The organism is Nonomuraea pusilla (genome assembly GCF_900109355.1).
Classification (GTDB): Bacteria; Actinomycetota; Actinomycetes; order Streptosporangiales; family Streptosporangiaceae; genus Nonomuraea; species Nonomuraea pusilla.
Genome location: NZ_FOBF01000028.1, coordinates 76,982 through 90,646 on the forward strand (window position 1 = coordinate 76,982; position 13,665 = coordinate 90,646).

Consider the following 13,665-nt stretch of genomic DNA (forward strand, 5'->3'; position numbering starts at 1 on the left):
CGGTGCTCAGTTCCCCTCGATCTGGCGGGCGTAGTCGGCCTGGACCGCCTTCAGCAGCCCCTGCGGAGTCTGCTGACCGGCGGCCAGCTTCTGCAGCTGCGGGGTCCAGCTCTTGGCGTAGATGGCGCCCGTGGCGTTGGCGATGAAGTCCATCGCGCCGTTGTCCCTGGCGATGTCCGCCCCGGCGGCGAGCGTGTCGGCGGTGACCGTGCCGGGCTTCACGGCGGGCAGGTGGGCGTCGGCGGGCCCCATCGGGTGGGATCCGCCGACCTCCACGCCGATCTCGCGAGCCCGCTTGTCGGTGGCCACCCAGTTGAGGAAGAAGGCGGCGCAGTCGGCGTTCTTGGCGTTCGCCGCGATCCCGAAGGCGAGGGGGGCCGACATCGCGGCCCGCTTGCCGCCCTGCCGCGCCGGCGGCATCAGCGTGAAGCCGACGTCGCCCGGCAGCTGCTTGTCCAGGTTGCCGGACTCCCAGTCGCCGTTGAACATGAACAGGCCCTTGCCGCCGATGAAGCGGCTCATCATGGTCGCGTAGTCGACCGCGTTGACGTCCTTCTGGAAGTAACCGGCCTTGATCCACCGTTCCAGGTGCTGGACGGCCTGGAGGTTCGTGGGGGTGTCGATGCCGGCGCCGGGCTTCTGGAAGATCCAGTCGTTGATCGGGCCGGTCGGGCCGTAGGCGGCCATGAGGTCCTGCAGCGGGAACGCCAGGCCGCCGGTGGCCCCGCCGTTGAACTGCACGATGGGGGTGATGCCCGCGTCCTTGGCCTTGGCCAGCACCGCGTCGAGCTCGGCCAGCGTGGCCGGCGGCGCCGACATGCCGATCTGCTCGGCGAGCTTCTTGTTGTAGAACAGGCCGGTCATGCTGAAGTTGAGGCCCATGGCGTACAGCGATCCCTCACCGCGAGGCCGGCCGCCCGGTCCCATCCGCAGCTGCTCCAGCTGGGAGGCGGGCCACCTGTCCCAGCCGAAGACCCGGGCGTAACCGTCCAGGTTCTTCAGCAGGTTGTCCTTGACCAGCTCGGAGACCTGGGGAACGCGCATCAGGTCGGGAGGGTTGTCCGCCAGCACGCGCGGGGCGTTCTGCGTGATCACCGCGAACTGGTCCTCGCGGATGTTCCACGTGACGTTCGGATGCTGCTTGGCGAACTCGGCGGTCAGCGCCTTGGGCAGCGGGAAACCGGTCTCGAAGTAGCCGCTCATCGTGATCGGCGCCGTGCCGCAGGTGGGCGCCGCGGACACCGGTGACGCGGTGGTGGCCTGGGGCTGAGGGCTGTCGCTGCCGGGAGCCGCGCAGGCGGTGGCCAACGTTCCCACGGCGATCACCATCGCGGCCCCGGCCCTGCCGGAGCGAAGTCGGCGAGCCATGTGCATCTCCTCTGCTGCCTGGGACGGTCCGCCACCGAGCCGACGTCCGTTTCTCGTTGCTAAATCGGGTTAGCGGCGGATAGTCTCACGGCGCACGTCGTACGATGTCAACCCCCCGTAACACACACTTGAGGATCGGAGGTTCTGGGTGAGCCCACGACGGGTCACGCTGGCCGACGTGGCCAAGGCCGCCGGTGTCTCCCGCCCGACCGCCTCGCTGGTGCTGTCCGGCCGCGGGCGTGAGCTGCGGATCTCTGAGGACGTCGCGCAGCGGGTCCTGCGCGCCGCGGACGAGTTACAGTACCGGCCCAACATAGTCTCCGTGGGCCTGCGCACCGGCACCTCCAGGACGATCGGTTTCGTCTCCGACACGGTCGCCACCTCACGGCTGGCCGGCGACATGATCAAGGGAGCGCTGGAGGCCGCCAGGGACCGCGGCTTCATGCTCTTCATCGGTGAGACGGAGGGTGACGCCGAGCTCGAACGCCTCCTGCTCCAGGCCATGCACGACCGGCAGGTCGACGGGCTCATCCTGGCCTCGATGTTCACCAGGACGATCAAGGTGCCGAAGAGCGTCAAGCCGATGCCCACCGTCCTGCTCAACGCGCTGCCCAAGCAGCCTGCCGCACTGCCCGCCGTCCTCCCCGACGAGGTCGAGGCCGGCCGCGTCGCGGCCCGCGCCCTGCTCGACGCCGGGCACCGCGACGGCATCCACCTGATCGGCGCCGGCCCCCGCATGCGGGACGTGCCCCCGGGGAGCGTCGCGGCGGTGGAGCGCCTCGTCGGCATCCGCGAGGCGCTCGGCGAGGCGGACGTCAAGGTGGCGGGCGGCCGCATCTGCCCCGACTGGCAGCCGGAACACGGTCTCGCCGCGACGCGGGAGCTCCTGCGGACCGTCCGCCCGCGGGCGCTCATCTGCCTCAACGACCGCATCGCCATGGGCGCCTACCAGGCGCTCGACGACGCCGGACTGAAGGTCCCCGACGACGTGTCCGTCGTCTCCTTCGACGACCACCCCATCGCCTCGTGGATCCGGCCCAAGCTGACCACCGTGGCACTGCCCCACTACGAGCTCGGCCGCAAAGCCGTCGACGTGCTGTTCACCGAGATCGACGGCGACCCCGCCGCCTCCGACCGGAAGGGGGACGTGCACCGCGTGCCGATGCCGCTGCGCGCCCGCGAGTCCGTCGCGCCGCCGCAGGACGCGGCGCGGAGCGGAGCCGGGTCGTCGTGATCGTGCTCGTCCTGGCACCAGGCACGGGCGCGGCCCGGTCGCAGCCCTTCCACGACCGTCCTCGACCCCGGATTACAATCCGTGTGGTGGTGAGCAGATGATCACGATGTCGGACGTCGCGCGGCACGCGGGGGTGTCGATCTCCACCGTGTCCCATGTCCTCAACGAGACACGCGTGGTCAAGGAGGAGACGCGCCGCAGGGTGCTGCAGGCCATCAAGGAGACGGGCTACAGCCACAACACCATCGCCCGCTCCCTGGTCAGCGGCAGCACCAGGACGATCGGTCTCGCGCTGTCCGCCATCACCAACTTCTACTTCGCCGACCTCGTCTCGGCCATCGAGGCGCGCGCAGGCGAGGCCGGCTACACCCTCCTGCTCGCCGACACCCACGACGACCCCGAGGTCGAACTGCGCGTCGTCACCACCCTTCAGCAGCGGCGCGTCGACGGCATCCTCCTCGCCACCGCCGCCGGGCCGCGCGGAACGGCGCTGCGCCACCTCCAGGAGGCCGGCACGCCGACGGTCCTGGTGGACCGTTGCGCCTCGCCCCGCTTCGACCAGGTCGGCGTGGAGAACGTCCAGGCCACGGCCGACCTGGTCGCCCATCTGGCCGGGCACGGCCACCGCCGCATCGGGATGGTCTTCGGCCGCCGCGGCCTGCGCACCACCGCGGAGCGGCTGGAGGGATACCGCCGCGGGCTGCGGGAGTGCGGGCTGGAGGCGGACGACGCGCTCATGGCCGGCGGCAACTCCAACGCTGACGACGCCGAGCGGGCGGTGCACCTCCTGCTGGAGGGGCCACGCCCGCCGACGGCGCTGGTCGTGGCGAACAACCACATGACCATCGGGGCGATGCGCACGCTGGAGCGGCTCGGGGTCCGCGTCCCCGGCGACATCGCCCTGGCCGCCTATGACGACTTCGAGTGGGCGGCGCTGTTCCGCCCCAGGCTCACCACCGTCGCCCAGCCGATCGCCCACATCGGGGGCGAGGCCGTGCGCATGCTGCTGGAGCGGATCGGCGAGCCGGCGCGCAAGCCGCGGACCGTGCGGCTCGCGCCGCGGCTGATGCTCAGGGACTCCTGCGGGTGCGCGACCGGCTGAGCGCGCGGCGGCGTCACCTCCAGACGGAACGCAGGGGCCGCACCGTCAACGACCGCAGCGTGGCCGTCCCGCCGTCGGCGAACAGGCCGAGGCCGTCGCTGCCGGGGGAGGGGAAGATCTGGTCGGTGATGACGGTCTGTCCCCTGTCGCCGAACACCTCCACCGACGACCGGTCGACGTAGGCGGTGAAGGTGACCCACCGGCCCTGCCGCCGCAGCGGGCCCGACTGGACCCCGGGGAAGTCGGCGTCGAAGCCGGTGTCCCCTGACCCGGTCCGGTCGACGAACAGCGACGCGGTGGCGGCGTCGTACCCGATGAGCGTCCCCTCGCCCGCCTCGCCGCCGCGGACGACCAGGCCGAGACGCCGGGCCGTGCCAGGGTCGAACTCGGCGGTGATCTCCAGGACCGTGCCGCGCGCCCGGTCGGGCAGGGGCGTGGTGCCGGGCTCCACGCGCAGGTCCCGCAGGGTGAAGGCGGGCGCGCCGCGCAGGTTCGCGATCGTCTGGACGGGCCGCTGCACCAGGCGCGGCTGCCCGTCGATCGTCGCGAGGGCGAGCTCGCGGGGCAGGCTCTGCGCGCTGCGCCACGGCGCGGTGGGGATACGCTCGCCGTAGCGCCAGTTGTTCATCCAGCCGATCCAGATCCGTCTGCCGCCGGGCACGTCGTTCCATGAGACGCCGGCGTAGAAGTCCTTGCCGTAGTCGGCCCAGGCGTACCGTCGCAGCCTGCTCGCGGCGGGGCGGTCGGAGAACACGATGTGGTCCACGCTGATGTGGCCCCAACTGTCGGGGTTGAAGTCGTTGACGTGGATCTCGGCCTGCTTGCCGGCGAACTCGCGTACGTCCCATGACGTCCAGTCCAGCCGTTCGCTGTCCTGGCCGGTCGCGGTGCGCACGACCTTGCCGTCGACCACGAGGTTGACGGCGGTCTCGTAGGAGCGGGGCGGCGCCGCCGCGTCCGACAGCACGACGTGGTCGACCAGCAGGTGGCCCCAGCCGCCGGTGGCCTGGTCGAAGATCTCGATGCGGGCCCTGCGTCCCCTGAGCTCGGCGACGTCCCAGCCGGTCCAGTTCAGCAGCCCGTCGGCGGAACCGGAGGCCGTGCGCACGGCCTTGCCGTCGACGAGCAGGCGGACGGCGGTGTCGGGGGTGCTGCCCCCGGCGATGAGGAAGTTGACGTGGTCGCGGGCGAGGGTGAACTCCGGCGATGTGATCGTGCCCGTCAGGGGGTCTCCGCTGGTGCCGGAGCCGAAGAAGGTGTCGACGACCTGCTCGCCGACGCGCCCGGTCCCGCCGCGGTGCGGCACGGCCGCGGCGAAGTCGCCGGTGGCGGTCCAGCCGGTTCCGAACGTCGGACCTTCGAAGTCGGCGAGCACGTCACCCGCGGGCGGCCTGCCGTCCCCGGTCCCGTCCCGGTGCGGATGCCGCCCGCCTCCGACGAGGAAGTCGATGTACGGCTCGCTGATCGTGAACCGGGGTGAGACCATGCGGCCCTGCGGGGCGTCGTGGCCGACGAAGCTGTTGACCAGGCCGCTGCCGAGGTAACCGGTGACCTCCTGCTGGCCGGGCACGGTCCCTCGTACGGGGGCGTCGCCGAAGGGGCCGGGGCCAGGTCGGGATCGCTGTCCACGGTCCACCCGCCGTGGTCCTGGCCTTCGAAGTCGGCGAACACGTGGCCCGGCGGCGGCTCGTCGCCGGTGACGACGTCGTCCGCGGTGAATGTCACGCCGTCGAAGTCGCCGACGAAGTACTGCGTGCCCGAGCCTCCGGCGACGGAGCCGGGGTTGAGGTTGACGACGAGCACCCACTTCTTCCTTCGGGGGTCCCCGTCGACGGGCAGCTCGAACAGGTCGGGGACCTCCCAGATGCCGTCGGTGGCGTTGGCGGGGCCGAACTCGCTGAGCTTCTCCCAGCGCTTCAGGTCGCCGGAACGGTAGAAAGCGATCTTCCTGGCTGTCGGGAGGGCGACGGCCATGACCCAGTAACGGCCCTCGCCGTACCAGAACACCTTGGGGTCGCGGAACTCGGTGGATCCGAGGTCCAGGACGGGGTTGCCGGCGTACTTCGTCCAGGTGCGCCCGGCGTCGAGGCTGTAGGCCAGGGATTGGGCCTGGATCCCGGTCCTGGGGTGGGCGCTGGTGTAGACGGCGACCATGGCGGGCCGGCCGGGTTCGCCGAAGCCGCTGGTGTCGTGCTCGTCGACCACGACGCTTCCGGAGAAGATGTGCTCGTCCTCGGTCGCGGGCAGTGCCACGCCGAGTTCGCGCCAGTGGAGCAGGTCGCGGCTCACCGCATGCCCCCAGGACATGTTTCCCCAGGTAGCGGCCTTGGGGTTGTACTGGTAGAAGAGGTGGTACTCCCCTTGGTACCAGACGAGCCCGTTCGGGTCGTTCATCCAGTTCCGCTCGGGGGTGTAGTGGATCTGCGGCCGGTACGGCTCGTCACGGCCGCTCTGGGCGTGACCGGGCGTGGCCAGGCCCCATGCGCACGTCATGGCCAGCACGACCGGCACGGCGCTTGCCCGTGGCAGACGCATCCGTCCTCCTGGGGTGGGGGGTGGTGGGGTCGGAGGGGCGGCGTTCCTCCCGGGAGTCACCGCCGGGCCGTCTCGCTCGCCTCCGGCGCACCATAACTTCGCGAAAGCGCTTGCGCAAGCGCTTGCGTACGTGGGGGGCGCCGGAACCGCCGCCGACCTGCGGAACGAGCGGCGCGAGCAAGGCGGCGAACCCGCGCCTCAGCGGGCGACGCGTGCGGGCGCCCGCACTGGTTCGGCGGCCGCCAGCTCCCTGGCCCAGGGCGGGTCGGCCCCCGGCACGGAGCACGTCAGCGCCGCGACACGGGCCGCGAACGCGGCGGCCTCGACGGCCCGGTCGAGGTCCAAGGCGCCGAGCCGGCCGCCCAGCAGACCGTGCTCGCCCAGGTGGTGCAGCAGGCCGGCGGTGAAGGAGTCCCCGGCGCCGACCGTGTCCACGACCTCGATGGAGGGGGCGGGGACGCGGACCCGCGCGCCGTCCACCGACACCACCGCCCCCTGCGCTCCCCGGGTGACCACGGCAAGCCGGACGCCCGCCGCATGCCAGGCGTCGCACGCCTCCTCCAGCGACCTGCCTGAGTCGAGGTGCCTCAGGTCGTCGTCGCTCAGCTTCACGACGTCGGCGAGCGCGCACCACCGCGGCATCCTCCGCAGGTAGACGGCCGGGTCCACCAGTCCGGCGCGCACGTTCGGGTCGATCGAGACCGTCATCCGGTCCCGCACGGTCGCCAGCAGTTCCTCGATCCGCTCGCCGCCGGGGGAGCGGACCAGGGCCAGCGACCCGGTGTGCACGCACGCGGCCGCGCCGAGCCGGTCGGGGGTGAGTTCGGCGGCGGTCCACTGCCAGTCGGCGGTGCCTTCGGCGTGGAAGGAGTAGCCGGCCTGGCCGGCGCCGTCGAGGGTGGCCACCGCGAGCGTGCTGGGCTCGGCCGCGCTGACGCAGCCCGTCACATCGACGCCGGACGCGTGGAAGCGGCCGTGGAACAGCGCGCCGAAGACGTCGCGGGAGATCCGTCCGACGAACCGGGTGGGGCTGCCGAGCCGCGCGAGCGCCACGGCGGTGTTGGCCGGGCCGCCTCCCGGGAGCACGCGCAGGGCGAGTTCGCCGAGCTCCGGGCTTCCGCTGGGGAAGGCGTCGGCTACGCATTCGCCGAGGACGGCGACCTGAATGGGGGACATGATCTGCCTTTCCCGCGAAGGGTGAGGGTGGGGGTCTCCGCCGGCGTTGCCGAGTTGTTACGCCGGTAAGCCATTGACGTTTCGTCCCGGGGAGTTCATCATCACGTGGCAGCGATGTCAACGTTGACATATGTCATCGTTGACTTAGGCGCAGCCTGCCCATACACCAGGGAGAACCCCCATGCCTCGAACCACCCGAACCTCCGCTGCGCTCGCCTGCGCCTTGGGAGCCGCCATCATCGTGGGCGGCTGCGGGGGAGGCGGCACCGGAGCGTCAGGACCATCCGCGGCCGGAGGCGGCTCCGGCCAGGTCAAGGTCGGCCTCATCACCAAGACCGAGACCAATCCGTTCTTCGTGAAGATGAAGGAGGGCGCGGAGGCCGCGGCGAAGGCGTCCGGCGTCGAACTGCTGACCGCCGCGGGCAAGTTCGACGGCGACAACGCCGGACAGGTCACCGCCGTCGAGAACATGGTCGCCGCAGGGGTGAAGGGCATCCTCATCACGCCCAGCGACTCCAAGGCGATCGTGCCCGCGCTGCGGAAGGCGCGGTCGGCCGGCGTGATGGTCATCGCGCTGGACAGCCCCACCGAACCCCAGGACGCCACCGACGCGCTCTTCGCGACCGACAACCTCAAGGCCGGCGAACTCATCGGGCAGTACGCCAAGGCGGCCATGGCCGGGAAGCCCACCAAGATCGCGACGTTGGATCTCGCCCCCGGCGTCGCCGTCGGCAAGCTGCGCCACGACGGCTTCCTGAAGGGCTACGGCATCGCGGAGGGCGACCCGTCGATCGTCTGCTCCCAGGACACCGGCGGCGACCAGGCCAAGGGCCAGACCGCGATGGAGAACTGCCTGCAGAAGGCCCCCGACATCAACGTCGTCTACACCATCAACGAGCCCGCCGCCCTCGGCGCGTACACGGCGCTGAAGGCCAAGGGCCGCGAGAAGGACGTCCTCATCGTCTCGGTGGACGGAGGGTGCACCGGCACCAAGGCGGTGCAGAGCGGCCAGATCGCGGCCACCTCCCAGCAGTACCCGCTCAAGATGGCAGAGGAAGGCGTCAAGGCCGTGCTCACCTTCGCCAAGAGCGGGACCAAGGCGTCCGGCTACACCGACACCGGCGCCACCCTCGTCAGCGACAAGCCCGTCACCGGCGTGGAGTCCAAGGACACCGCCTTCGGCCTGCAGAACTGCTGGGGCTGATCGAGCATGACGTCCGCACTCTCCACCCCGCCGGCCCCGGCCAGGACGGGCGCCCCATCGGCCGCCCGCCGCCTGCTGACCACGCCCACCATGGGGCCGCTCGTGGCCCTCCTGCTCGCCTGCGCCTTCTTCTCGCTCAACACCGACCAGTTCCTCACCGGCGGGAACTTCTCGCTCGTCATCCAGCAGGTGATGGTGGTCGGCACCCTGGCCATCGGCCAGACACTGATCATCCTCACCGCCGGGATCGACCTGGCCAACGGCGCCATCATGGCGTTCGGCGGGATCGTCATGGCCAAGCTCGCCGCCGACGGCGCCGTGCCGCCGCTGCTCGCGATCGCGCTCGGCATCCTTGTCTGCGCCGCGTTCGGAGCGCTCAACGGGCTGCTGGTGACCTCGATCCCGCTGCCGCCGTTCATCGTCACGCTGGGCATGCTGAACGTGGTCTTCGCGCTCACCCACATCTACTCGGCCGACCAGACCGTGGCGAACCTGCCCGCGCCGCTGACCGCCCTCGGCGAGACCTTCGCGATCGGCGGCACCCTGGTGACGTACGGCTCGCTGCTGACGATCCTGCTGTTCCTGCTGTTCGCCTACCTGCTGGGCCAGACGGCCTGGGGCCGGCACGTCTACGCCCTGGGCAACAGCTCGGAGGTCGCCAGGCTCACCGGCATCCGCACCCGGCGCCTCACCGTCGGCGTCTACACCACGGCCGGCCTCGTGTACGGCATCGCGGCGCTGCTCCTGGTCTCCCGCACCGGCGTCGGCGACCCGCAGGCCGGGCAGACGGACAACCTCGACAGCATCACCGCGGTCGTGCTCGGGGGCACGAGCCTGTTCGGCGGGCGGGGCCTGGTCCTCGGCACCCTCCTCGGCGCCCTGATCGTGGGCGTGTTCCGCAACGGCCTGCAGCTCATGGGCGTCTCCTCGATCTACCAGACGCTGATCACCGGCGTGCTCGTCATCCTCGCGGTGACCGTGGACCAGCTCTCCCGCAGGAGGATCCGATGACCGACGCACCGGTGACCCCGGTCCTGCAGGCCCGCCGTCTGGTCAAGCGCTACGGGCACGTGACCGCGCTCGACGGCGCCGACTTCGACCTCCTCCCCGGCGAGGTGCTCGCCGTGATCGGCGACAACGGCGCCGGCAAGTCGAGCCTGATCAAGGCCCTGACCGGGGCCCTTCAGCCCGACTCCGGTGAGATCCTGCTCGACGGCGAGCCGGTCAGGTTCCGCGATCCGCTGCACGCGCGCGAGCACGGCATCGAGACCGTCTACCAGGACCTCGCGGTCGCGGCCTCACTCGACATCGCCAGCAACATGTTCCTCGGCAGGGAAGTGCGCAGGCCGGGTCTGCTGGGGAAGGTCTTCCGCCTGCTCGACCACAAGCGGATGCGGGAGGAGTCGGCTCGGCACATGGCCGAGCTCAAGATCGGGCTGCGCTCGCTGACGCAGCCGGTCGAGTCGCTGTCCGGTGGCCAGCGCCAGGGCGTGGCCGTGGCCCGCGCCGTCGCCTGGGCGCGGCACGTCGTGGTGATGGACGAGCCGACCGCCGCCCTGGGCGTCAAGGAGTCCGGCCAGGTCCTGGACATGATCCGCCGCGTCCGCGAGCGGGGCCTGCCGGTGATCCTGATCAGCCACAACATGCCGCACGTGTTCGAGATCGCCGACCGCATCCACATCCAGCGGCTCGGCCGCAGAGTCGGCGTGATCAAGCCGGGGGACCACGAGATGGCAGAGGTCGTGGCGATCATGACCGGCGCCCTCCAGCTCGACCAGGGCACCGGCAGCACCGTCGCCGGCCGTTCCTGATCAGCTCTAGTCTTGGTCCTCGACCCAGTAGATCCGACGTGAAGAACGGTGCCGCCCATGCCCAAGGTTCGCGGCGCGACCATGAGTGACGTGGCCAGAGAGGTCGGCGTCACGGCCAAGACCGTGTCCAGAGTCGTCAACGGCGACGGCCCTGTCGCGGAGGAAACCCGCGCGCGCGTGCTGGAGGCGATGGCCAGGCTGGGTTTCCGTCCCAACCTGCTGGCCAGGAACATGCGCGTCGGCGCGCGCGACTCCACCGTCGGGCTCGTCATCCCCGACATGGGCAATCCGTTCTTCGGCACGCTCGCCGGCGGGTTCGAGACCGCGGTGCGCTCGCGCGGCCTCACGCTGATCGTGGGGTCGTCGAACGAGACGTCCGAACTGGAACGCTCGCTGATCTCCACCTTCCTGGCCCGCCGGGTGACCGCCCTGCTCGTCGTCCCCTCCGCCGACAGCGAGCACCGCTCCTTGCGGGCCGAGCGGGCGGCGGGGCTGCCCGTCGTCTTCCTGGACCGCCCCGCCGCAGGCGTCACCGCCGACTGCGTGGTCAGCGCCAACAGGGAGGGGGCGCGCGCGGGCGTCGCCCATCTGATCGCCCACGGCCACCGGCGCATCGCGTTCATCGGCGACTCGCCCAAGCTGTACACCAGGCGAGAACGGTTCCAGGGCTACCGCGACGCGCTGGCCGAAGCCGGCATCCCGTTCGACCGCGCCCTGGTGGAGATCGGCCACGACCACGAGGCGGCGGCGGCCGCCGTCGGCCGGGTGCTCGGCGGGACCGCCCCGGCCACCGCGGTGTTCGCCGCCAACAACTTCGCCGCCACGGGCGCGGTCCTCGGACTGGCCAGGCTCGGCCGCAGGGACGTCGCACTCGTCGGATTCGACGACCTCCCGCTCGCCGAGGTCCTCGACCCGCCGCTGACCGTCGTCGCGCAGGATCCCGCCGAGATCGGCAGGGCGGCGGCCGGCCTGCTGATGAGCCGCCTCGACGGCGACCGCTCGAAGGCCAGGACGGTGGTCGTCCCGACCCGGCTCGTCGCGAGGGGGTCGGGAGAGCTGCCCGCCCCGTGACCTGCGCCGCCGGGCGGTGTGCCGGCGTGATGGGTCTTTCGGCTCTGGTTCTGACCCGGTCCGAGGCGGAGAGTTGGTCCTGCCCGGCGCACCACGGCGACCGGGGCTGTCTCACTGAGGAGTGTGGTGATGGAATCCGTCCAGGATGCGAACCCGGATGAACCCGGCGTGTCCGTACGGGCCTTGACACGGCGGAAGGTGCTGCGGGGTGTGGGTGCCGGGGCGCTGGGAGTGGCGGTGGCCGGTACGGGCGCCCTATCCTACCGTGCGTACGACACCAAGGCCCTGGGCGGCGACGGCGGAGCCGCGTACGAGGCGTGGCGGCAGTGGCGCGACGACGAAGGGCCGCGCGGCGTGGTGGCGGCGGCGGTGCTGGCGGCCAGCCCGCACAACACCCAGCCGTGGACGTTCCACCTCGACGGCGACCGCATCGAGGTGCACGCCGACCCGGCCCGGCAGATGAGGAACGTGGACCCCTTCGGCAGGGAGCTGCGGATCGGGCTCGGCTGCGCTGTGGAGAACATGGTCCTGGCGGCCCGCGCCCGCGGCTTCGACCCGCGGGTCGCGCTTCAACCTGATCCGGCACAGCCCCTGCTGGCCGCCCGGATCGAACTGCCGGCCGGGCCGCGGAACGTCTCCGCCCTGTACGAGGCCATCGGCCACCGGCACAGCAACCGCGGACCCTACCAGGACAAGCCGGTCCTGCCCGGCGTCCTCGCCGACCTCGCCGCCCTGGCCGAAGACCCGGTCCCGGCAGTGAGCTGGATCACCGCCCGCGCCGACCGGGACGCCCTGGGCACGCTGATGATCGACGCCGCGCAGGCGGTCGTCGACGACGAGGAGCAGTCCCGCGACGGGTTCGCCTGGTTCCGCTCCAGCGCCGGCGCCATCGACGCGCACAGGGACGGGCTCACGCTCGACGGGCAAGGGCTCAACCCGCTGATGACCGTGGTCGCCAAGCTCCTGCCCGCCAGTTCACGCCAGTCGGGTGACGCGTTCTGGCTCGACCAGACCCGCACCGTCCACACCAGGACCGCGGCGGCCTACGGTCTCGTGCTCGTCCCCGACCCGCGCGACCCGGTGCGGCAGCTTCAGGGTGGCCGGCTGCTCCAGCGGATCCACCTGGCCGTCACCGCCCGCGGCCTGGCGCTCCAGCACATGAACCAGATCACCGAACGCATCGACCGGGACGTCAGCCAGGGCCGCGACCCCGTCCTCGCGTCCCGGCTCGCCGCCTTCGTACGCGAGCCCGGCGTCCAGGTGCTGTCCGCCTTCCGCATCGGCCACCCCGAACGCCAGGCCCGCCTCTCCCCTCGCCGGCTCCCGTCCGAGGTGCTGCGCTGACACAGGCTCGGAAGGGGGGACGACGCCGGGGGCGGTGAGCCCGCCGCCACGCGTCCTTCGACGTACGGCGCCGCGGCGAAAGTCACAAGTCACGTGGACGTTCGGCCGAAGGCAGGCTCCGGTCCTGAGCGGGAGCATGGACGCCATGCAGATCACGATCACGCGCGGTGCCGGTGTGGCCGGCACCGTCACCACCGGTCTGCTCGTCCTCCTCACGGCCGTGCCCGCGGGAGCCGCGGCCACGAGCCCGGCGCCCGCCGTGACCACACCGGCCACCAGCGTGACGCTGCCCGCGCCGACCGGGTCCCAGCCGGTGGGGACCGTCAGCCTGCACCTGGTCGACCGCGGCCGTCCCGACCCCTGGGCGCCCACGGACGCGGAGGCCAAGGCCCTGCTGGAGGGTCAGAAGATCACGGGGGTGCCGAGCGAGGCGGTCAGCGGCACCAGGACGCACGCCGTCAGCGGGGCCCGTCCGGCAGGCCGCAGGGGGACGCTGCCGCTGGTGGTGCTCTCGCCCGGTTTCACGATGTCGCGCACGTCGCTGACCGCCCTCGCGGAGGAGCCGGCCAGCCGGGGGTACGTGGTGGCCGGGATCGACCACGTCCACGAGTCGTACGGCACGACCCTGCCCGGTGGGCGGTTCGCCCGCTGCGTCGCCTGCAAGGAGCTGGAGGCCGACCCCATGACGGGCGGAGCCAAGGTGGTCAGGGGGCGGCAGGCGGACGTGTCGTTCGTGCTCGACCGGCTGCTCGGACGGCATCCCGTCTGGAAGGGCGCCCGGCTGATCGACCCTTCGCGCGTGGGCATGGCCGGGCACTCG

At 71.8% G+C, this 13,665-nt stretch carries 12 protein-coding genes; 8 read left to right on the top strand and 4 right to left on the bottom strand.

The features are described 5' to 3' along the window. Positions 1-6: 6 nt before the first annotated feature. Positions 7-1,368, bottom strand: a complete 1,362-nt coding sequence (locus tag BMX74_RS38565; protein WP_177227673.1) for an ABC transporter substrate-binding protein — start codon at positions 1,366-1,368, stop codon at positions 7-9. Positions 1,369-1,516: 148 nt separating this feature from the next. Between BMX74_RS38565 and BMX74_RS38570 the strand changes: the two genes are divergently transcribed. Both BMX74_RS38570 and BMX74_RS38575 read left to right on the top strand, forming a co-directional pair. Continuing rightward, the gene (locus BMX74_RS38570) at positions 1,517-2,602 is read left to right on the top strand and encodes a LacI family DNA-binding transcriptional regulator (RefSeq protein WP_091105397.1); all 1,086 of its coding nucleotides are present in this window, start codon (positions 1,517-1,519) and stop codon (positions 2,600-2,602) included. Between the two features lie 97 nt (positions 2,603-2,699). Continuing rightward, a complete protein-coding gene (locus BMX74_RS38575) occupies positions 2,700-3,704 on the top strand; it encodes a LacI family DNA-binding transcriptional regulator (RefSeq protein ID WP_091105398.1) in 1,005 nt (334 codons plus the stop codon). Between the two features lie 13 nt (positions 3,705-3,717). Here the strand turns inward: BMX74_RS38575 and BMX74_RS38580 are convergent, their stop codons facing one another. The 3 genes from BMX74_RS38580 to BMX74_RS38590 all read right to left on the bottom strand — a co-directional run bounded on the left by BMX74_RS38580 (position 3,718) and on the right by BMX74_RS38590 (position 7,415). Continuing rightward, positions 3,718-5,010, bottom strand: coding sequence for a glycoside hydrolase family 32 protein (locus BMX74_RS38580; RefSeq protein ID WP_305728686.1), 1,293 nt, complete (start codon positions 5,008-5,010; stop codon positions 3,718-3,720). After that, positions 4,926-6,239 (bottom strand): glycoside hydrolase family 32 protein, encoded by a 1,314-nt coding sequence (locus BMX74_RS46415; RefSeq protein ID WP_091105402.1) that lies wholly within the window; start codon positions 6,237-6,239, stop codon positions 4,926-4,928. The genes BMX74_RS38580 and BMX74_RS46415 overlap by 85 nt, the downstream gene beginning before the upstream one ends. A 198-nt stretch (positions 6,240-6,437) precedes the next feature. Then, complete coding sequence (locus tag BMX74_RS38590) at positions 6,438-7,415, bottom strand: carbohydrate kinase family protein (protein WP_091105403.1); 978 nt, start codon at positions 7,413-7,415, stop codon at positions 6,438-6,440. 181 nt (positions 7,416-7,596) lie between these two features. On the opposite strand from BMX74_RS38590, the gene BMX74_RS38595 reads away from it, so the two are divergent. The 6 genes from BMX74_RS38595 to BMX74_RS38620 all read left to right on the top strand — a co-directional run. After that, positions 7,597-8,619 (top strand): sugar ABC transporter substrate-binding protein, encoded by a 1,023-nt coding sequence (locus BMX74_RS38595; RefSeq protein ID WP_091105404.1) that lies wholly within the window; start codon positions 7,597-7,599, stop codon positions 8,617-8,619. 6 nt (positions 8,620-8,625) lie between these two features. Beyond that, on the top strand, positions 8,626-9,630 hold the full coding sequence (locus BMX74_RS38600; RefSeq protein ID WP_055501232.1) for an ABC transporter permease: 1,005 nt from the start codon (positions 8,626-8,628) through the stop codon (positions 9,628-9,630). Beyond that, on the top strand, positions 9,627-10,430 hold the full coding sequence (locus tag BMX74_RS38605; protein ID WP_055501233.1) for an ATP-binding cassette domain-containing protein: 804 nt from the start codon (positions 9,627-9,629) through the stop codon (positions 10,428-10,430). The genes BMX74_RS38600 and BMX74_RS38605 overlap by 4 nt, the downstream gene beginning before the upstream one ends. A gap of 57 nt (positions 10,431-10,487) precedes the next feature. After that, on the top strand, positions 10,488-11,501 hold the full coding sequence (locus BMX74_RS38610) for a LacI family DNA-binding transcriptional regulator (protein WP_055501234.1): 1,014 nt from the start codon (positions 10,488-10,490) through the stop codon (positions 11,499-11,501). A 129-nt stretch (positions 11,502-11,630) separates the two neighbouring features. Continuing rightward, a complete protein-coding gene (locus BMX74_RS45225) occupies positions 11,631-12,845 on the top strand; it encodes an Acg family FMN-binding oxidoreductase (protein ID WP_218154202.1) in 1,215 nt (404 codons plus the stop codon). A gap of 145 nt (positions 12,846-12,990) precedes the next feature. Further along, positions 12,991-13,665, top strand: a 675-nt coding sequence (locus BMX74_RS38620; protein ID WP_475717169.1) for an alpha/beta hydrolase, incomplete at its 3' end; no start/stop codon positions are given.